The following is a 22,619-nucleotide window of genomic DNA, read 5'->3' on the forward strand; positions in this document are numbered from 1 at the left end:
AATCCTTGCTATCCATATCTATCAATTTCATTAACTACTAATCAATAGAGCTTTATGGGTACGAAATTAGTTACAGCAGTATCTACTTATCAGAGGAAGCAATTGAACCCATTAACTAACGAATTTAACCAAAAATTAATTAATTTACCTAAATTACATCAAATTATTAATTATTCTCCCTTAACTATTAGTCCTAATAGTTATGTGGCTGATGCTATTAACTTGATGAATCAACAATTAAATCATCCTGTTGCAGTTAATAATTTCGTTCGACAAGCCAACGACTATGTTTTAGTAGTAGAGGGAAAGCAATTACAAGGAATTTTTACAATTCAGGATGTATTGAGAGTAATTGCCCTAAATACTAATCTATCAGCCGTGAAAATGGCTGAAGTGATGAATCAGCCTCTAATTACGCTCAAGAAATCAGATTCTGCACATATTTTGACAGTATTGTCCCTTTTTCAACAGCATTGTATTCAGCATTTACCAATAGTAGATGATAAAAATAACTTCATCGGTATTGTCAATAAAACAACCTTATGGCAAAGCTTAAATATCGAAAAAATGGTGGGTATAGTTGGAGCATTGCAGGAAAATCTTGAAGATTTGCACACAGAACACATACCAATTAATGAACAACTAGAAGTAACCCGTTGGCAAACTCATAATTATTTACAACTATGGGCAGAAAAACAAGTTGCTGATAATGTAGAAATAAACCAGCAACTTCATGAAAGTTTAGAAGAACTGCACATTGCGGAAGAAGAACTGCGTCAACAAAATGAACAACTGATCTATTCCCGTCAAATTACTGAAGCAGAGAGACAGCGGTATCAAACGTTATTTGAATTTGCCCCTAATGGTTATTTAGTCACTGATAGTTTAGGGATAATTCAACAGGCTAATTATAGAGCAGCATCCTTGCTGTCTGTCCGTCAAGATTATCTTATTGGCAAACCATTAGTGGTTTTTATAGCGGAAAAATACCGTTCTAGTTTTATACCTGGGTTAAAAAAATTGCAGGATTCACAGGAGTGGGAAGTGGATTTTCAGCCTCGTAAAGGTGCAGTCTTTCCTGCAAGTGTGAGAGTAAATTCTCTGTCCGATAGTGAAGGCAAAAAGACTGGTTTTCTGTGGTCAATATCTGATATTAGCGATAGCAAAAAATTACAAGCAACATTACAGAAAGATAGCAATATTTTGGAATTTCTTGTAAAAGAACGCACAAGAGAATTAGTAACTACTAATCAGCAATTGCAACAGGAAATCATTGAACGGGAACTTATTCAAGAGTCCTTGAAAGAAAGTGAAACCCGACTCACTTTAGCACTAGAAGCAGGTAAGATTGGGATCTGGGATTGGCATATCCAAACTAATCAAACTCTCTGGTCTTCTGCTATGGATTTAATGTATGGTTTACCCCTGAATACCTTGTGTCCTGATACTGAAGACTTTCTTAATTTAATTTATCCTGAAGACCGTCAGTATTATCAAAACTGTTTAATTCAATCTCTTAAGGAAAGAGTTAATTTTATCTGTGAGTATCGGATAATAAGCCATAATAGTAGCATACATTGGTTGAGTTCCAAAGGGAAAGTTTATTGTAATGAACATGATCAGCCAATCCGGTTAATTGGCACAACTATAGACATCTCTCTAAACAAGCAAACTGAACAGCAAATATCTGAACAAGCTGCACTTTTAGAAATTGCCACTGATGGGATTTTTGTCCGCGATTTTCAGGCACAAATCCTTTTTTGGAATCAGGGTGCAGAAAAGATATATGGTTGGCAACGTCAGGAAGTAGAAGGGAAGAATCCCAAGGATATTTTTTATGATTCAACTTCCCATGAACAAGAGATAATTCCTCTGAGAACTGTAGTGAAATCGGGAAGTTGGCAGGGTGAGTTACACAAACGCACACAATCAAACCAACTCATTACTGTTCAAAGTCGCTGGACATTGATGTTAGATACTGATGGACAACCTAAATCTATTCTCACAGTAGACACTGATATTACAGAAAAGAAACAACTAGAAGAGCAATTTTTCCGCGCTCAAAAAATGGAAAGTATTGGTACGTTAGCTGGTGGTATTGCTCACAATATCAATAATAACTTAACACCGATTTTAGGATATGCTCAATTACTTAAAAATAAATTTCCGTTAGATAAAGATAGTTGTCTGCAAATGCTGACCATCATTGAAGACAATGCAAAGAAAGGGGCATCTTTAGTTAAACAACTGTTATCCTTTGCTAATAAGGGAGTGGAAATCAAATATACGATTATACAAATTAATGATTTGATTAGGAATACCATACAGATTACTAAAGAAACATTTTCATTGCCCGAACCTATCGAATTTTTTACTGATCTTCCACCAAACTTATGGGCAATAAGTGGAGATAGAAATCAACTGGAACAAGTATTAATAAACTTAGTAGTTAATGCTAGTCATTCTATGCCTGATGGTGGATATCTCTCTATTTCTGCGGAAAATTTGTATATTAATCAAGAGATGATCCAGATCAATCATGATGCTACCGTTGGCAATTATATTGTGATTACAGTTGAAGACACAGGGACGGGAATGTCACCGGAAATAGTAGAGAGAATATTTGATCCATTTTTTACTACTAAGGATATTGGTAAAGGTACAGGATTAGGACTATCCACAGTATTAGGAACTATTAAAAGTCACAAGGGGTTTATTGACGTTAATAGTGAAGTTGGGAAGGGCAGTAAATTTAAAATATTTTTACCATCCGTAAACCAAGAAATTATCCCTGTAGAACCCGATTGTGGGAAATTGTGTCCAGGACAGGGAGAGCTAATTTTAGTAGTAGATGATGAACCCCAAGTTTTAGAAGTTACGAAAACCATTTTAGAAAACTACAATTATCAAACTATTACCGCTAAAAATGGCATGGAAGCGATCGCTATTTATGCAAGGCATCAAAACCAGATTAGAGCAGTATTGATGGATATGATGATGCCAGAAATGGATGGAAATTCCGCCATCTGCAACTTAAAGAAAATCAACCCTGAAGTGCCAATAATTGCTTGTAGTGGACGTAGTATGCAAAATATGCTGAAACTAAATCATGAAAATAAAGTTCTAGCGATTTTATCAAAACCTTACACTAATCAAGAATTACTGTTAACATTAAATTTGGTACTAAAGTGATCAGGTAGTCAGTAACCCAGCCCTAAAGGGACTGAGCTTGCAAGAGAAATGACAACTGACAACTGACAACTGACTAATAACTAATATTTTGAACAGATTTTTTAGGCTTACAGCACTTATGCTCATAGAATTGACCGATTCATGAGACTTTTACACTTTGCTGGCAAATCTATGACACCTCAAGAATTTTTAGAAAAGTTGGCAACAGCTACAACAGATCCCGAAAAACTGGTAGTTTTTGCAGAATACTTGGATACAACTGCCTTGGATCATGCCACAACCCCAAGATGGAGAAGTCTTTCTTATAGTAACGAAATTGAGATGGCGCTTAAAAATGTGGCTTTTCATTTAGAAGCACTTGCCGAAGCCGAATAATAATATGTAAGAGAACTCCAAAAAATAAATTATCCAAGATTGTGGGATGGGCATCTGGTCCCTCCTAGTATTATTAGCAGGCAAGATGCCTGCACCACAAGAAATTCTGGGATATTTTTTTATTTGCAAGTCTCTAAGATGTAGGGTATGTTAGCGTTAGCGTAACGCACCAAATTATTGACAATGGTGCGTTACGAACTTCGTTCTAACACACCCTACAATACTTATCTTCTTCACCAATATATATTCCTAATGACCGAGCCGTTTGGACTAAATCACCGCTAGGATCAACAAGTGAAGGATTCTTATCCATAACATCTTGAATGGGGAAAGTGGCAACTCGTCCATTTTGCCAAGCTAACATTTGATCATATTTATTTTGGGCAATTAAATCAACTGCTACTTTACCAAACATGGTAGCCGTGAGACGGTCTAAAGCTGAGGGGATACCACCGCGCTGAATATGTCCTAATACAGAAACTCTGGTATCAATTAGCTGATGACTACAATTAGCAATTTGTTCGGCAATATATTGACCTTGACCACATTTAGCGGTTGTGCAATTAGAATCATCGGCATTTTCTGAACAAGCAGATATCCCTTCAGCAACAACTATAATGGCGAATTTTTTTTGCCAGCGATCGCGTAGTTCGGTAAGATGTTCACATATTCCTTTAATAGTATAAGGAATTTCAGGAATTAGAATCACATCAGCACCCCCAGCAATCCCAGAGTGTAAAGCCAAATGTCCCGCTGTGCGTCCCATGACTTCGATAATCATTACTCGGTCATGACTAGCAGCAGTAAATATGAGCCGATTAATAGCATCAACAATTGTATTAATTGCGGTATCAAAGCCGATTGAGCGTTCTGTAAAAGCGACATCATGATCAATAGTTTTGGGAATAGCAACTAAATTCCAATTACCTAAAACTGCTAATTGATGAATAATATTTAAACTACCATCTCCACCGATAGCAATTAAAGCATCTAAACCGATAGCTTCATAACCAGCTAATATTTCATCAGTATGGTCTAAGGTATTCCCTTTATTAATAGTACCTAAAATCGTTCCCCCCATATTTAGCAGAGGGTCAATCCCGCGCAAATCCCAACCGTGTACACTTAAAGGTACAGTTTTCCGCTCTAGTAAACCTTGGGTAGAGTAAGGAATACCCACTACCTCCCAATCATAAGTCCGTGTTGCATGACTCACAGCAGCGCGAATCACACAATTTAGACCAGGACAGTCTCCACCACTTGTCAGAATACCGATACGTTTTTTCATAAGTTATTAGTAGGGGCGTATTGCAATACGCCCGTACAGGAATTATTGAACCACGAAGGAGCGAAGGACACGAAGGAAGAAGGAAGAAGGAAGAAGGAAGATTTTTTTCAGTCCCTATTTATTTTTGAATTATTAATTAAGATGCTGTATAAACTTTACCCAAATCTGGATTATAGGTTTGTAATGCCTTCATATATTGAGCGCGTTCAAAAGCACTAGGGTTTGGACATTTTAACTGGCTCATGCTACCTTGCATTTGCTTGACAGATTCATATTCATGGGTTTTCATCCATTCCTGCAAGTCTTTTTCTAAGGACTTAATATGACCAATTCCCTCTCGTAATAATACAGAACAAAGCATAGTGACATTTGCTCCCACCATCAGCATTTTAATTACATCATGGGCATTGTAAATACCGCTAGTTGCGGCTAAACTACCTTGAATATGACCATAGAGAATGGCTATCCAACGCAAGGGTAAACGCATAGCTTGAGCGGTACTTAAAAGTACATGAGGTTCTACTTCTAAATTTTCTAAATTAATATCTGGTTGATAAAACCGATTAAATAATACTAAACCATCAGCCCCAGCATGATCTAAACGTTTAGCCATATTTGCCGTATTAGTCAAATAGGGACTGAGTTTTACGGCTACAGGAATAGTGACGGCGGCTTTAACAGATGTAAGAATATCAATATAATTCTGCTCGATATCCTGACTACTTAAATCTGGATCTGTGGAAACATAGTAAATATTTAATTCCAGCGCTGATGCTCCAGCTTCTTGAATTAGTTTACCATATTTAGTCCAACCACCGACTGAAGAACCATTCAGACTGGCAATAATGGGAATATCAACTTTTTCCTGGGCTTTGCGAATATGGTCTAAATATTCTTCTGGTCCTACCCGGAAATTAGTAATATCTGGAAAATAGGTTAACGCTTCCGCAAAACTTTCTGTACCATAGCTTAAATGATGATGAAGTTCGTATTTTTCTAAAGTTAATTGTTCTTCAAATAGCGAGTGCATAACAACAGCACTAGCACCCGCGTCTTCCATTAATTTAATATTATCAATGTCTTCCGAAAGTGGAGAAGCTGAAGGAACTAAAGGAGATTTTAATTCTAAGCCTAGATACGTTGTAGTTAAATTCATAAATTTAGTTATTAGTCATTAGTCATTAGTTATTAGTTATTAGGTGTAAATTTGGCACAGGCCATTTATGTTTCTTGTAATTTTCTGTCCGCTAAATATTGATACATTTGCCAACGCGTATTAACATCTGCTTGGGCTTCTTTTAGGAGTTCTTTTGCTGTTTCTGGGTTAATTTTGGTTAACATTTTGAAACGGTTTTCCATGTACATGGAATTTTCTATGGGTATGCGAGGGGTACGAGAATCTAGTTGTAGGGGGTTTTTTCCCTGTTTGATACGGTCGGGGTGATAACGATATAATAGCCAGCGTCCAGAGTCTACAGCGGCTTTTTGGTTTTGCATGGCTGTACTCATATTGATACCGTGAGCAATACAATGACTGTAGGCAATAATTAATGATGGACCATCGTAAGCTTCGGCTTCTAAAAAAGTTTTTAGGGTTTGTTCATCTCTTGCACCCATTGCTACACTAGCAACATAAACGTTACCGTAAGTCATAGCGATTAAACCTAAATCTTTCTTAGTTGTAGGTTTACCACCTGCGGCAAATTTTGCCACTGCACCTTTAGGGGTAGATTTGGACATTTGACCACCAGTATTAGAATAAACCTCTGTATCTAGTACCAGAATATTAACGTTGCGACCACTAGCGATTACATGATCTAATCCACCATAACCAATATCATAAGCCCAACCGTCACCACCAATTATCCACACACTTTTTTTCACTAAATAATCAGCCAGAGATTGAAGATTTTTGAACGCAGATAGACGCTGATTAACGCTGATATTATCCTCTTCTATCTGCGTTAATCTGTGTTCATCTGCGGTAATAATTTCCTCTAATTTTTGTTTGAGAATTACAACTCGTTCTCTTTGTTCATAAATATCAGATTCGTCTTTTTGTTCAGCGTTAAAAATTGCCGTAACTAAATTATCTCCTATTTGGGGTGCAAGTTGTTGGAGGAAATAAGCGGCAAATTCTGCTTGTTTATCTATGGAAACGCGGAAACCTAACCCAAATTCGGCGTTATCTTCAAATAAACTATTAGACCATGCTGGACCTCTACCTGCGGCGTTTTTTGTCCAAGGTGTGGTGGGTAAGTTACCACCGTAGATAGATGAACAGCCGGTGGCGTTGGCGACTATCATGCGATCGCCAAATAATTGTGTTACTAACTTAATATAGGGTGTTTCTCCACATCCCGCACAAGCACCAGAAAACTCAAATAATGGTTCTTGCATTTGTTGTTGATTAATATGATTCAATTGCAAATTCCGTCTATCTGGATTTGGTAAATTTAAGAAAAAATCCCAATTTTCTCGTTCTTGTTCCCGCAATGGTTTTTGTAGTTCCATATTAATGGCTTTTTTGCGCGGTTCGGCTTTATTTTTTGCGGGACAAACATCAACGCAAATACCACAACCTGTACAATCTTCTGCTGCTACTTGAATGGTAAATTTCAAATCATGCCAATCATGTTCTCTAGGATTTGCACTTTTGAAAGTTGCTGGGGCATTTTCTAATTGTTCTGGTGCATATACTTTACTACGAATCACACTATGAGGACACACCATGACGCATTTACCACATTGAATACAAACGTCGGGGTCCCAAACAGGTATTTCTTCAGCAATATTGCGTTTTTCCCATTTAGATGTACCTGTAGGATATGTACCATCTACAGGTAATGCACTCACAGGTAAATCATCCCCTTCCCGCGCGATCATTTTCCCTAAAACATCGCGCACAAATGCGGGTGCATAATCAGGAATAGGTGATAGTTGAGTATTATTCTGTTCTCTTTTCTCTGTTACCCGTTCTCTAATTTCATACAAATTATCCAAAGTTTTATCAACTGCTTGAATATTCATTTGTACGATTTCTTCGCCTTTTTTGCCGTAGGTTTTGCGAATAGATTTTTTAATTTCGTCTATGGCTTCTTCTCTTGGTAAAACACCGGAAACAGCAAAGAAACAAACCTGCATGACTGTGTTAATTTGTCCACCCATACCCGCTTCACGGGCGACTTTGTAGGCATTGATAACATAGAATTTGAGATTTTTGTTAATTATCTCTGTTTGCATTGCTAGAGGTAATTTATCCCAAATTTCATCTTTATGATAATGTGAATTTAGTAAAAAAGTGCCACCAGAAATAATATCTTTTAATATCGGGAATTTTTCTACAAAGTCCCATTGATGACAAGCGATAAAGTTAGCTTTAGTGATTAAATAGGTCGAACGGATTGGTTGAGAACCAAAGCGCAAATGAGAAATTGTTACAGAACCAGATTTTTTAGAATCATACACAAAATAACCTTGGGCATAATTATCTGTTTCTTCCCCAATAATTTTAATAGAATTTTTATTTGCTCCCACTGTACCATCTGCACCTAAACCATAGAAAATTGCCCGCACTGTATGATCTGCTTCAATATTAAATTCGGGATTATATTCTAAACTGCTGTGAGTGACATCATCGTTAATGCCGATGGTAAAATGATTTTTTGGTATTGACAAATCTAAATTATTAAATACTGCTTTTACCATTGCTGGGGTAAATTCTTTAGATGATAAACCGTATCTTCCCCCTACAACTTTAATATTGTAAAGTTGGTTTTCTGCCAAAGCTGTAACCACATCCATATATAATGGTTCACCAATTGCTCCTGGTTCTTTTGTTCTATCTAAAACGGCAATTTTGCGGGTAGTTTGGGGCAGAGAATCAATAAATCTTTGAGTAGCAAAGGGACGATATAATCTAACTTTAACAACTCCGACTTTTTCCCCTTGTTGATTGAGATAATTTACGGTTTCATGGACTGTTTCACAACCAGAACCCATGAGAATAATAATTTTTTCTGCTTCTGGATCTCCATAATAATCAAATATGTGATATTCTCTTCCTGTCATTCTGGCAAATTCATCCATTACCTGTTGAGTAATATCTGGACAGTCTAAATAAAAAGAATTGACTGTTTCCCTAGCTTGAAAATAAACATCAGGGTTTTGTGCCGTACCTCGTAATACCGGATGATCAGGTGTTAAAGCCCGTGAACGATGGGCAATTACTAACTCTATGGGAATAAATTTTTGTAAGTCTTCAGTTGTTAATATTGCGATTTTATCTATCTGATGGGAGGTGCGAAAACCATCAAAAAAGTGTAGATAAGGTATGCGAGATGCTAAAGTTGCTTTTGTGGAAATCAGCGCAAAATCATGGGCTTCTTGCACAGAAGCAGCGCACAACATCGCAAAGCCTGTACTTCTTGCGGCCATGACATCACTATGATCTCCGAAAATAGAGAGGGCTTGGGCAGCAAGCGATCGCGCCGCAATATGAAATACTGTAGGTGTAAGTTCACCCGCAATTTTGTACATATTTGGCAACATCAACATCAATCCCTGAGATGCTGTAAATGTGGTTGTCAATGAACCCGTTTGCAAAGCCCCATGTACAGCACCCGCAACCCCCCCTTCACTCTGCAACTGCACCACTGAAGGCACAGTTCCCCAGATGTTCGGTTTTCCCTCACTCATCCAAGTATCAGACCATTCCGCCATCGGTGAAGATGGTGTAATCGGGTAAATAGCAATCACCTCGTTTAGTTGGTAGACAACTTTCGCAACCGCTTCATTACCATCTATTGTTGCAAAGGTTATTGTGTTCATCTTATTTTACCTTTGAGAACTACTCAATTTTGGATAATTGGTATTTTTCTAGTCCAGTCCGGCGTAAGTTAATGAACCATTCCGAATCTGTGAAAAGCTGATGCTGTATTGATTCTAAATTCTAAATTCCGAGAAAGCGGTACTAGTAGTCTGTCAAGAACTAATTGACGGGTTCATTCGTTGCCATTTTGATTCTTCCTTCTTCCTTCTTCCTTCGTGTCCTTCGTTCCTTCGTGGTTCGTTTCTTATCCGTCAAAATTTATTTGACAGACTACTAGATTCTATCTTGAACTGAAAACGAAAGTTTGAGGATGTTGTAAGGAAAAACCAACAGAAATTTTTAAACCATAATTCAATAATTATAGAATAATTCAGATCAAATCCCCCATACTAAATTTAGTATGAGGGCTAGATCAGAAAAAATCCTCAATTATTCTGGTTTTAGGGAATAATTTTTTCCTGAATTACCCTACCTTTTGGTTTAGTAATTGAGATGAATCTCTGTAATTAGGACGATTGACAGAGGTAGGAATATCTGATTTTAGTTTTTGTTGATTAGATGTTATAGGTGTGGCAACTTGGCGGTTTTCTTTAATTAATCGGCTGTAAGTCCGTTGGGGAATATAGTGAATTGGATTGTAATCAATACAACGCAAAATCAGTACACAAGCCCAAGAATACCGTCCATCAGCAATAGCTTCAATGATAGGATTGAACTGTTCGGGAGTGATAGCACTATGAAAATCGTTCTGAGAAGAAGAAGCTTGATAGTTCATGACTAACCCTGATCTAATCTTAGAGAATTGAAAGTTAATAAGTTGTAATAATCCAGAATGGAGAATCTTATTAGTCCAGATTAATTAGACTTTAATAGTCAAATTCAGGAATTTTAATCCTGATTTGACAAGCCTTTTAACTCCTAATTTCTCATCTCCTAAATCCTGAATTATAGAAAGAAATCAATGGGACATCCAAATTAACAGCGTTATCTGCATAAGATATGCAAAGGATTTAATTCTCTTGGTAAATAACTTCGACATCTATCGAGTATAGCGATAACTTTTCGATTAAATATCAATATTATTTGTGGTTATGAGAGAATTTTATTAATTTTCTGTGAGGCTTATTGAGCAGTTGTATCCATGCAATTAGAAGTATATCTGTTAAGCAATCAGTAGCCTTGTGATTTTTTTTATAGCATTGGCAATTGGTCATCTAAATAGATTAGGTTCGGGGATTTTTGATTGTATAAATTGGAAAATTACTAAACACATTACCCTGGTGTCAGTAAAAAAATACAAGCAAATTCCTAGCATTTTATGCCTAAGTTGATTGTTTGGTAAAAAATAGGAAATATAGATATTCGTATTATGACACTATGCAAATGGTCATATAACCTTGAAATATTTCCTGTTTACAGTTTTGTAAATACTCCTTGTGACACTATTATATGCAGAATACTATGTTTCTCCTAACTAGTAAGCCAAATTGGCAAATTGTTTCTCTAAATACTATAAAAAATGTTAGTTCTAAATTGCGTATTAAATGCCTATTTAAATACTGTCACAAGGGGTATTTACAAATCTGTCAATGACATAAAAACATAAATAATTGGCAAATTGTTTCTCTAAATACTATAAAAAATGTTAGTTCTAAATTGCGTATTAAATGCCTATTTAAATACTGTCACAAGGGGTATTTACAAATCTGTCAATGACATAAAAACATAAATTTATTTTCATTTATTTTTAATTTTCTAGGTAAATTAGTTACAACTCATCACGAAAAACTCAACTAACTAAAGTGGTTAAGGGTATGAGTATTAAGGTTTTGACGAACTGAGCAATATTTATATATGTAATATTTGATTCTTACTCTCAGAGGATGTTTTAAAAGTCTCTCATGGTGTATCAAATATTTTCAGATCCCCCTAAATCCCCCTTAAAAAGGGGGACTTTGACTCTAGTTCCCCCCTTTTTAAGGGGGGTTAGGGGGGTTAGGGGGGATCAGTAAGTACCTAAAATCACCACTCAAAACTTTTCAAACAACCTCTCATGGACTATTGAAAAAGTGGCACAACTAGTATTTACAAAAGAGTAATCAATAGCAATGCCCACCGGATAAAGTTTTTAGTGAACAATTCCCATACTTCTCTATCTATAAGAGGATACAAGGGTTCATCCTTTAGCTAGAAGTAAATGATAGAGTTACTTATTTACTATTAAGTTTGGAACGAGATATCAATAATTCTGACTTTAGCTAGAGTTTGGTAGTATATAATGTATAAATTAGTGCAAACTATTTTTAACAGTGATGAAAAAAATGCTTTAGGTGAGTTTATTTTAGGATTAGGTAATGATCATAAACGTTACTTTTTAAGAAACGAGATTTTACAAGCCTTTGCAGATTATTGTCACCAATTCCAAAAACCTGCTTATTTTTATCACTCTTCCTCTTTAGGGACATTCATTCAGTACACCCATGAAATAATTCTGTATGATGAAAATGCTTGCTTTGTGGTGAGACCAAAAATTGCCAGTCAAGAAGCATGGTTATTAACTGCCGACTTGACTAAGTTTGAGTTAATGACACCGAAAGCATTATTAGAGGTGAGAGATAGCTTGGTAAACCGTTATCAACCGCACATTTTAGAAATTGATCTCCATCCCTTTTACCCAGCAGCACCGAGAATTAGTGATTCTAGAAATATTGGCCAAGGTTTAACAGTTCTCAATCATTATTTTTGTAATCAATCATTAACAGATCCTAAATATTGGATTGACGCATTATTTCAATCATTACAAAGATTAGAACATAATGGCATTAAGCTACTAATTAGTAATCATATTCATTCAGGATTACAACTAACTAAACAAATCAAAATTGCTTTAGAATTTGTTAATCATTTATCCCCTGATACACCTTATGAAAAATTTGGTTTTCATCTTCAAGAACTCGGTTTAGAACCAGGTTGGGGTAATAATGCAGTCAGAGTTAGAGAAACTTTAGAACTTCTGGAAAGACTCATGGATAATCCAGAACCTGCAATTTTGGAAACCTTTGTTTCTCGCATTTGTGCAATTTTTCGGGTCGTGCTGATTTCCATACATGGTTGGGTGGCACAAGAAGATGTTTTAGGAAGAGATGAAACACTCGGACAAGTTATTTATGTTTTAGAACAAGCACGTAGTTTAGAAAATAAAATGCGTGCAGAAATCAAACTTGCAGGTTTAGATATATTGGGAATCAAACCCCATATCATTATTTTAACTCGACTGATTCCCAATTGTGAAGGTACATTTTGTAACTTACCATTAGAAAAAGTTGATGGTACAGAAAATGCTTGGATTTTGCGCGTTCCTTTTGCAGAATCTCAACCGGAAATTACTGATAATTGGATTTCTAAATTTGATATTTGGCCTTACTTAGAAAAATTTGCTCTTGATGCTGAAAAAGAACTTTTAAACCAATTTCAAGGAAAACCAAATCTACTTATTGGTAACTACAGTGACGGGAATTTAGTCGCTTTTATCCTCTCCCGGAGAATGAAAGTTACCCAATGTAATATTGCTCATTCCCTAGAAAAACCTAAATTTCTATTTAGTAACTTATATTGGCAAGATCTAGAAGCACAATATCATTTTTCTGCCCAATTTACGGCTGATTTAATCAGTATGAATGCGGCAGACTTTATCATCACATCATCCTATCAAGAAATCGTGGGAACACCAGACAATATAGGACAATATGAATCTTATAAATGTTTTACCATGCCCCAGTTATATCATGTAATTGATGGCATTGATTTATTTAGTCCTAAATTCAATATGGTTCCCCCAGGAGTTAGTGAAAATATATTTTTTCCCTACAACCAAACCACAAATAGAGAATCCCAGCATCGTCAACATATCCAAAACTTAATTTTCCACGAAGAACATCCACAAATACTGGGAAAATTAGATTATCCGCATAAAAAACCGATTTTCTCTGTGAGTCCAATTACCTCAATTAAAAATCTCACAGGTTTAGTTGAGTGTTTTGGAAAAAGCCAAGAATTACAAGATCATTGTAACCTAGTTTTATTAACTAGTAGACTTCAACCAGAGGCAGGGACAAACTTAGAAGAAACCAGAGAAATAGAAAAAATTCATGCTATTATTCATGAATATAATCTCCAAAACAAAATGCGCTGGTTGGGGATACGTCTGCCTATCCGCGATATCGCTGAAACCTATCGTGTAATTGCCGATTTCCAAGGAATTTATATTCATTTTGCCCTTTATGAATCCTTTAGTAGAAGTGTTTTAGAAGCAATGATTTCGGGATTACCAACTTTCACAACTCAATTTGGTGGTTCATTAGAAATTATTGAAAATCACGATAAGGGATTTGATCTTAACCCTACAGACTTAGCAGGAACAGCCAAGACAATTCTTAACTTCTTAGGAAAATGTGATAATTCTCCGGAATATTGGCTAGAAAATTCTCAATGGATGATTGAACGTATTCGCCATAAGTATAACTGGAATTCCCACACAAATCAACTCCTGTTATTAGCCAAAATGTTTAGTTTTTGGAACTTCGTCTATCCTGAAGATAACGAAGCCAGAGATCGTTACATGGAAGTTTTATTTCATCAACTTTATAAACCTATTGCTGACAAGATTTTGTCAGAACATATTCATCGGTAAATTAAATGTTTAAGATAAAAACAAAAATAACCAATCCACAATCATGGATAAAAAAGACTGTTTTCGCAACTTTAGCTATACAGACTGGATATTAACTGAAACCCAATTTAATCCAGAATATTTGCATAGCCGAGAAACTATTTTTACCATTGGTAATGGCTATTTAGGGACAAGAGGAACTTTTGAAGAAGGTTATCCTCGGGCATTATCAGCTACATTTATTCACGGTGTTTATGATGATGTTCCTGTCGTTTATACCGAACTTGTTAACTGTCCAGATTGGCTACCATTAGTAGTGATAATTGAGGGAGAACGCTTTCGCCTTGATCAAGGTAAAATATTAAAATATAACCGTCAACTAGACTTATATCATGGCATTCTCAGCCGTTATTTACGTTGGTGTAGTCCCAATGGTAAAGTTATAGATATCCATTTTGAACGCTTTGCTAGTTTAGCCGATCAACATCTAGTAGGGCAACGTTGCCAATTAACACCAGTAAATTTTGATGGTTTAATTGAAATTCAAGCCAGTATTAACAGCTACTCAGAAAATCAAGGTTTTAACCATTGGGAAGGATTAGATCAAGGTAAAATTACACAAGGATTCTGGTTACATAGTCGCACTCGCAACAGCCGCATAGAGGTGGGTATGGCGGCTAAAATAACCATCTTGGGAACTGACGCGGACTTACAAATCAATACTACACCTGGTTATCCTAGTTTGAATGCCACCGTTATCGGTCAAATTCAACAGACGATCACCATTGTAAAAATTGTGAGTATTTTTACATCTAATGAAATTGAAAACCCAGTTGTAGCCGCTCAAGAAAAACTCGTAAATATCCCCGATTATCTCACATTAATTAATGCTAATAATCAGGCTTGGGAAGAAGTTTGGCAACAAAGCGATATTATCATTGAAGGAGATATCACAGCGGCTTTTGCAGTCCGTTACAATCTGTTTCAGTTACTAATTGCTGCACCTAGAAATAATGATCAAGTCAGTATCCCTGCGAAAACCCTATCTGGCTTTGGTTATCACGGACATATTTTTTGGGATACGGAAATTTTTATTCTGCCATTTTTTACATTTACTCAACCAAATTTAGCCCGTAACTTGCTCAGTTACCGTTATCACACTTTACCAGGAGCGCGACGCAAAGCCGCACATTATGGGTATCAGGGGGCAATGTTTGCTTGGGAGAGTGCGGTAACTGGAGATGAAGTGACACCGCGCTGGTCACTACGCGGTGATTTTTATGCCGAAGATATCCGCATTTGGTGTCGTGATCGAGAAATTCATATTAGTGCAGATATTGCCTACGCTATATGGTATTATTGGCAAGTTACAGGGGATAATGAATGGATGGGAGATTATGGTGCGGAAATTATTTTAGATACCGCAATTTTCTGGAGTAGTCGAGTTGAATTTAATCCCCAATTAGAATGTTATGAAATTCGGGGAATCATTGGAGCGGATGAATATCACGAATTAGTCCATAACAATTGCTTTACTAACCGGATGGTACAATGGCATTTAGAAAAAGCTTTAATAGTCTATGATTGGCTACATTCCACTTTCCCAGAAGTAGCCATAAAACTGGAACAGAAAATCCAAATTACCTCCGAAGTCCTCTCTCATTGGCGAGAAATTATCGCTAAAATGCTGATTCTTCACAACCCAGAAACTCGACTAATTGAGCAATGTGAGGGATTTTTCCAACTAGATGATCTTGATTTATCTAAATACGAACCGCGAGAAAAATCAATTCAAATTATTTTGGGGATGGAAAAAACCAACACAGCACAAGTAATTAAACAACCAGATGTATTAATGCTTCTGTATTTGATGCGGGAATCTGCCGATTTTCCCTATAATCAGCAAACATTACAGGTAAATTGGGACTATTATGCACCCCGGACAGATATTAGTTATGGTTCTTCCTTGGGTCCAGCTATTCACGCCATTTTAGCCGCAGATTTGGGCAAATCAGAGGAGGCTTACGAATGCTTTATGCAAGCAGCAATGGTAGATTTGGAAGATAAACGCGGAAATACCCAAGATGGTATACATGGTGCTAGTGCTGGGGGCATTTGGCAAGCTGTAATATTCGGTTTCGGTGGCATCCAATTTCGGGAAAACGCCCTTGTCGCTAATCCCCACTTACCCCCAACTTGGTCAAGGCTGAAATTTAAATTACAATGGCACGGTAAATGGCATGAATTCGATTTGCGTCAGGAGTTGAAAAAGGCTAGAAAAACCAATATCCGAGGCGTGATTTTTGATTTAGATGGCGTGTTGACTGATACCGCAGAATATCATTATCAAGCTTGGCAAAAGTTAGCAAATGAGGAAGGTTTACCCTTTAACCGAGAAACTAATGAAGCCTTGCGGGGTGTATCTCGTCACGCTTCCCTGATGTTGATTCTGGGGAATAGAGAATATTCAGAAACGCAAATTCAGGAAATGATGTCCCGGAAAAATGATTATTATGTAGAACTGATTCACAATATTACACCCACAGATTTATTACCAGGGGCAGAGGCTTTGTTGGATGAATTGCGTCAATCTGGGATTAAAATAGCCATTGGTTCTGCTAGTAAAAATGCCCGCATGGTGATTGAAAAATTGGGGATTGGGAGTAAGATAGATGCGATCGCTGATGGTGATACTGTACAACAAGCGAAACCAGCACCGGATTTATTTCTTAATGCTGCAAATCAGCTAGAAATTCCCGCAGATGAATGTGTCGTATTTGAAGATGCAGCCGTAGGGATTACAGCCGCTAAAGCAGCAAATATGTGGGCGATAGGCTTGGGACCAGAAGACAGAGTGGGGGCTGCTGATGTGGTTTTGCCGAATTTAGCAGGTGTAAAATGGGAGGAATTGTCAGTAATAATTCTGAATAATAAGTAATAAATACCGCCAAAATAGTCGGTTTTAACCGACTTGAGCTATTAGACGGGGAATTTATTCCTTGGCTCAAGTCTACCACTATAGATGGATGGTTAACTTTCATACCCGCCCGGAACTGAAGTTCCGGTCTCATAGCTAAAGTGCGTTAAAACGCACTGTAATGAAATCGAAATCAAAAATTATCCTATTTCTCGAATAAATACCGCCAAAATAGTCGGTTTCAACCGACTTGAGCTATTAGACAGGGAATTTATTCCCTGGCTTGAAGGTACTTGACACTGTTGAGCAGTGCTAAACCTCTACAAATTCTTATTCAAACAGGGTTAATACGTGTATAATGATAAAAGATTTTTTTTCTAAACAAAACCGTAATTTTTACCCAATAAATATTTTTGTGACATATATTTAGAATCACATAAGTGACATAAGCTAAAATGAAACTTAAATAATTCATAAGTATAAGCTGTTACACAGCTAAATCTAATATTTTCTAGCTTTTTAAATTAATTTACCAAAAGTGCGCGAACCTCATTATCTGTAGTCTGACTAAAATCCTCATACCAAAAACCAATTGCAGACATGACTTCTGGACACCGCAAACAAACTACATCATCAACTTCCAAGCGCAATTCTTCACAAGTAGTTAGTGGTGCAACTGGAACAGCAACTACAATTTTCTCCGGCTGCTGTTGGTGGATAACAGTCAAAGCAGCCCGCATACTTGCACCAGTAGCAATACCGTCATCTATTAAAATAACTATTTTATTTTTAACATTAATTGCTGGTTTATCACCTCGATAAATCTGATGCCGTCGTCTTAATTCTCGCAATTCTTGGTTAACAACTGCGGTAATTTTTTCTTGATCTATTCCCAAAGAATCAATGACATCTTGGTTAAAAATGGTAATATTTTCCCCAGCGAACTGACCAGTCAGCCCTTGCGCTATCGCTCCCATAGCCAGTTCTTTGTGTCCAGGTACACCCAGCTTTCTGACTATACACACATCTAGTGCAACATTCAAAAATTTAGCCACTTCAAAGGCTACAGGTACACCACCACGAGGCAAAGCCAGTACCAAGACATTTCCCAGGTTACTATATGCTTGTAAATGTTGAGCTAACATTTGCCCAGCTTGAATGCGGTTAGAGAATTTTTTGCTCATGACACTGCTACTATTTTCTTTAAAGCAATTTCAACTTGTTTATACTCATTAACCAATTGTGACACCAATTCTAAAACCCCTTCTAAATTGCCACTCTTCCCCTTTAATTCTAACTCTAAGCAAAGCTGATGGAGATTCATTGCTCCCAAAGAAGCACTGCTAGACTTTAAGTTATGGGCTGCCTTGTTGAGGGTATTAGCGTCTTCATTAGTGATAGATGTTTGAATAGCAGCGACAATTTTAGGAGATTCAAGCAGATAACAGTTAATTATTTCCGCTAAAACTTCCTGACCACCCTCCAGCATATCCAATAAGGATTCTAAAACCTGAGTATCTATTGATGACATTTGTAAAATTTTAAAACTAGTAACTTCAGTATTTTGCCATATTTTGATTTGAGAGCGCTGTAATTTTCGGTAAATTACTGATGAGTAACATAACGATCTCGTCCTGTTAGTTTAGCTCGATAAAGGGCTTCATCAGCTTTAGCAATTAGCCATGTTAAAGAACTGCTGCTTTGAGGAATAATAGTCGCAATACCCAAACTCAGGGTCAGGTATGAACTAATTTTAGAACTTTCGTGAATCAGATTCTTAGTGCGGATAGATGAGAGAATTGTTTCTGCAACATAAACTGCACCAGCAGTATCTGTATTTGGTAAAACTAAAGCAAATTCTTCACCACCATAACGGGCTGCTAAATCTCCAGGACGTTGGGCCGCTTGTTGGAGAATTTTAGCAACCTCCTTCAAACAGTCATCTCCCGATTGATGTCCATAAGTATCATTATAATTTTTGAAAAAATCCATATCACAAAGAATTAAAGATAAGGGTGCTTGTTCTCTTTGTAAACGCTGCCATTCTCGCTCTAAAACTTCGTCAAAGGAGCGACGGTTAGGAATTTGAGTTAGACTATCTATACTTGCCAGTTGTTGTAATTTCTGGTTAGCTGCTTCTAATTGTTGATATAGTTCTGCTTGCTTAATAGCCATGACTAATGGATTTGTTAGTTGTGTCAATAAATTAATATCCGACTTAGCCCATTTGCGTGGGTTAGAACATTCATAAACTACTAATAATCCCCAAATACTGTTTTCCTGTTCAATAGGTACAACTAAATTTGCTTTAGCTTGTAATTCAGTCAGTAAATCCATGTAACATGAAGAAATCCCAGCAGAATCAATATCTTCGATTATATAAACATTCTTTTGCCGATATTTGTCACCACATTGTTCAAATTTATCAAAAAAGTAAGTATCTTTAAATATTCTCCCTAACATAGAATCCCATTCAGGGGATACAGACTCAACTATTATATATCCACTGCCATCTGGTTGAAACCGATAGACAATAACACGATCAGTTTTTAATAATTTACGGACTTCTATAACGGTTGTACTCAGAATCATTTCTAAGTTTAAAGATGTGCGAATTTTATGGGTAATTTTAGCGATTAACTGCTCTTGTTTAATTTTATCCTGTAATTCTTTCATAGTCCAGTGCATTTGTAGCAAGCGCCGCACTCGTTGTTTTAAAACTCCCCAATGAATAGGTTTAGTAATATAGTCAACAGCACCAACAGCAAATGCTTCATCTACGGAATCTTGATCATCTAGTCCTGTAATCATCAAGATAGAGATGTTAGGATCAAGTGCGTGTAACTGAGCGCAGCAAGTAAAACCATCCATTACTGGCATCATGGCATCCAGCAGCACAATATCTGGGCGTGGATTCAGGCAAATATCGACAGCAATTTTACCATTACTTGCTACGATCACTTCATATCCCTCTTTTTCCATAGCATAGCGTAGTTGCATCTGTATAACTAAGTCATCATCTACAACTAATACTAATGTATGATTTGTGTGAATAGAGGGAGTCACTACTTATTATTTACTTACTGAACTTGAACTGAGATTACACACGATCTAGACACTCATTATACTTGTGACGGTTGATTTTGAACTAACTTAATTATTTTTTACATTCAATGCATATTCTTTAAACCGTTCCAAATCCGCTTGAATTGTAGACTCTACTACCTTTCCTAAAAATAAATTATCCATGAGTTTACCAATCAAGCCAGGAATAGCATAGGAAACTGTCATTTTCACAATACTATTATTCGGGCGATCATAAAAACGAATGGCACCTTGATTTGGTAACCCATCAACCGATTCCCATTGAATAATTTGATTGGGAATTATTTTAGTAATTCGGGATTTCCACGTAAAGTCCAAGCCTCCTGTACTCAGTTTCCACAGGGAAATTTCCGGGTTATCTTCAGAAATTTTGACTGAATCAATCCATTTCATCCATTTAGGCATTTGCTCTAAATCAGACCACAATCCCCATACTAATTCTATAGGAACTTCCACTTCTACCTGTACGCTATGTTCTAACCAGTCAGTCATAGGATTTTAGTTATTAGTTATTAGTTATTAGTCATTAGTCATTAGTCATTAGTCATTAGTCATTAGTCGTTAGTCATTAGTCGTTAGTCGTTTTTTACCCATTACCTATTACCTATTCCCTGTCAACTGTCAACTGTCAACTGTCAACTGTCAACTGTCAACTGTCAACTGTCAACTGTCAACTGTCATCTGTCATCTGTCATCTGTCAACTGTCATCTGTCATCTGTCAACTGTCAACTGTCAACTGTCAACTGTCAACTGTCAACTGTCAACTGTCATCTGTCAACTGTCACCTAATTTCTCTAGAATTACTTTAGCTGCACGTTTTCCAGATTCCGTTGCTCCTTCCATGCTGTCAATATAATCTTGTTGAGTGTAACTTCCAGCTAGGAAAAAGTTAGGGATAGGTGTTTTTTGATTGGGACGGTACGCATCCATTCCTGGTGCTTCTCTGTATAAAGACTGAGCCAATTTGACGACACTGTACCAAGTCATGTTTAAATCTCTTGAGGAAGGAAATAGTTCATATACTTGCTTAAGCACGTGATGGGCGATCGCTTCATTATTTTGTTTAATAAAAGGATCTCCCGGTGTCAATACCAGTTGCAATAATGAACCCTCCCCAGGGCGATAATAATCTGCGGGGCTAGTTAAAGCCAAATCAGCAAAACAGGAAAAATCAGCATCAGCGGTATATAACAAATTATCTATCCCGGCCGCCTGTAGGGGTGGGGTTTCCCCGCCCTTACCTCGTTTGGCCTCATCTTGTAATTCTGTCACCCAACCATCAAAACGTAGCTGCACTGTAGCGACTGGGACAGCATCCAATTTATAAATGTTATCAAATTCTGGCCATTTCCGCCAAGCTTGGGGTAACACTCGTTGAATTCCGGGAACATCACAAGCACAAAGATAAGCGTCAGCAGTGATAATTTCTTCTGTATCACCTTGGGCAACTAATATACCAGTAACGTGAGTTTCTGCTTCAGATTCAGTAAACTGAATTTCTCGGACTTGACGACGGGTATATATTTTTACACCTCTTTCTTCTAGATATTTAACAATAGGTTTGTGTAAATATTCATGGGGTGAACCTTCCAACATTCGCAGAATTGAAGCTTCTGTTCTGACTGCAAAAAACTGGAAAATTGTCAACATACACCGGGCAGAAATATTGTCGCAATCTATAAATCCCAATGCGTAAGCAATCGGATTCCATAGCCGCTTAATGCTACCTTTACTGCCTCCGTGACTGTAGAACCAGTCAGAAAAACTGATTTTATCTAATTTGCGAATAGTTTTCATTGCTCCGTCAAAGTCTACTAAACCCTGAACTATCGGGCTAGTACCCAGAGCGATCGCATTTTGGAATTTATCCCGTAATGAAAGTTGGGAAGTAGTGAAAAACGCCTTTAATCCATTAAAAGGCGCACCAGTAAAAAAGCGAAAATCTAACGCCCCAGTTTGTCCACCTTTATTAATAAAAGTATGGCTATGTTCCTTCAGGCGTAAATTATCCCCAGCCCCCACCTTCTGCATTAATGCAAATAGATTATAATAGCAGCCGAAAAAGACGTGCAGCCCCATTTCAATATGGTTGCCGTCACTATCTACCCAACTGCTGACTTTACCACCCACAAACGGACGAGACTCGAAAATTTCTACCTCACAGCCCGCATCTACTAAATCTACAGCAGTTGCTAACCCAGCTAACCCCGCACCCACAATTGCAACGCGCATTCCCTCGTT

At 37.1% G+C, this 22,619-nt stretch carries 13 protein-coding genes and 1 pseudogene; 4 read left to right on the plus strand and 10 right to left on the minus strand.

Annotation, left to right across the window (positions count from 1 at the left end; genetic code table 11):
- Positions 1-54 precede the first annotated feature (54 nt).
- Complete coding sequence (locus EZY12_08535; protein ID QSX69626.1) at positions 55-3,192, plus strand: PAS domain S-box protein; 3,138 nt, start codon at positions 55-57, stop codon at positions 3,190-3,192.
- A 171-nt stretch (positions 3,193-3,363) separates the two neighbouring features.
- Positions 3,364-3,567, plus strand: coding sequence for a hypothetical protein (locus EZY12_08540; GenBank protein QSX70585.1), 204 nt, complete (start codon positions 3,364-3,366; stop codon positions 3,565-3,567).
- A gap of 205 nt (positions 3,568-3,772) precedes the next feature.
- Here EZY12_08540 and EZY12_08545 read toward each other — a convergent pair whose 3' ends face one another.
- The 4 genes from EZY12_08545 to EZY12_08560 all read right to left on the minus strand — a co-directional run bounded on the left by EZY12_08545 (position 3,773) and on the right by EZY12_08560 (position 10,461).
- The gene (locus tag EZY12_08545) at positions 3,773-4,855 is read right to left on the minus strand and encodes an ATP-dependent 6-phosphofructokinase (GenBank protein ID QSX69627.1); all 1,083 of its coding nucleotides are present in this window, start codon (positions 4,853-4,855) and stop codon (positions 3,773-3,775) included.
- A 136-nt stretch (positions 4,856-4,991) separates the two neighbouring features.
- Positions 4,992-6,011 (minus strand): dihydroorotate dehydrogenase-like protein, encoded by a 1,020-nt coding sequence (locus tag EZY12_08550; GenBank protein ID QSX69628.1) that lies wholly within the window; start codon positions 6,009-6,011, stop codon positions 4,992-4,994.
- Between the two features lie 65 nt (positions 6,012-6,076).
- Positions 6,077-9,685 (minus strand): pyruvate:ferredoxin (flavodoxin) oxidoreductase, encoded by a 3,609-nt coding sequence (gene nifJ, locus EZY12_08555; GenBank protein QSX69629.1) that lies wholly within the window; start codon positions 9,683-9,685, stop codon positions 6,077-6,079.
- Between the two features lie 464 nt (positions 9,686-10,149).
- Positions 10,150-10,461 (minus strand): HetP family heterocyst commitment protein, encoded by a 312-nt coding sequence (locus EZY12_08560; GenBank protein QSX69630.1) that lies wholly within the window; start codon positions 10,459-10,461, stop codon positions 10,150-10,152.
- A 1,503-nt stretch (positions 10,462-11,964) separates the two neighbouring features.
- On the opposite strand from EZY12_08560, the gene EZY12_08565 reads away from it, so the two are divergent.
- The gene (locus EZY12_08565) at positions 11,965-14,376 is read left to right on the plus strand and encodes a sucrose synthase (protein QSX69631.1); all 2,412 of its coding nucleotides are present in this window, start codon (positions 11,965-11,967) and stop codon (positions 14,374-14,376) included.
- 43 nt (positions 14,377-14,419) lie between these two features.
- A complete protein-coding gene (gene pgmB, locus EZY12_08570; GenBank protein QSX69632.1) occupies positions 14,420-17,293 on the plus strand; it encodes a beta-phosphoglucomutase in 2,874 nt (957 codons plus the stop codon).
- Between the two features lie 503 nt (positions 17,294-17,796).
- On the opposite strand, the gene EZY12_08575 is transcribed toward pgmB, so the two are convergent.
- The 6 genes and pseudogenes from EZY12_08575 to zds form a co-directional block, all read right to left on the minus strand.
- Positions 17,797-18,456 (minus strand): phosphoribosyltransferase, encoded by a 660-nt coding sequence (locus EZY12_08575; GenBank protein QSX69633.1) that lies wholly within the window; start codon positions 18,454-18,456, stop codon positions 17,797-17,799.
- Complete coding sequence (locus EZY12_08580; protein QSX69634.1) at positions 18,453-18,803, minus strand: Hpt domain-containing protein; 351 nt, start codon at positions 18,801-18,803, stop codon at positions 18,453-18,455. Before EZY12_08580 ends, EZY12_08575 begins: the two co-directional genes overlap by 4 nt.
- A 74-nt stretch (positions 18,804-18,877) precedes the next feature.
- A complete protein-coding gene (locus EZY12_08585) occupies positions 18,878-19,735 on the minus strand; it encodes a diguanylate cyclase (GenBank protein ID QSX70586.1) in 858 nt (285 codons plus the stop codon).
- Between the two features lie 228 nt (positions 19,736-19,963).
- Positions 19,964-20,272: pseudogene (locus EZY12_08590) on the minus strand (response regulator).
- Between the two features lie 153 nt (positions 20,273-20,425).
- Positions 20,426-20,869 carry an SRPBCC family protein gene (locus tag EZY12_08595; GenBank protein ID QSX69635.1) on the minus strand — a complete coding sequence of 148 codons (444 nt, stop codon included), beginning with the start codon at positions 20,867-20,869 and terminating at the stop codon, positions 20,426-20,428.
- Positions 20,870-21,152: 283 nt separating this feature from the next.
- Positions 21,153-22,610, minus strand: coding sequence for a 9,9'-di-cis-zeta-carotene desaturase (gene zds, locus EZY12_08600; GenBank protein ID QSX69636.1), 1,458 nt, complete (start codon positions 22,608-22,610; stop codon positions 21,153-21,155).
- Between the last annotated feature and the right edge of the window lie 9 nt (positions 22,611-22,619).

The sequence above is a fragment of the Dolichospermum sp. DET69 genome (assembly GCA_017355425.1).
Lineage (GTDB): Bacteria > Cyanobacteriota > Cyanobacteriia > Cyanobacteriales > Nostocaceae > Dolichospermum.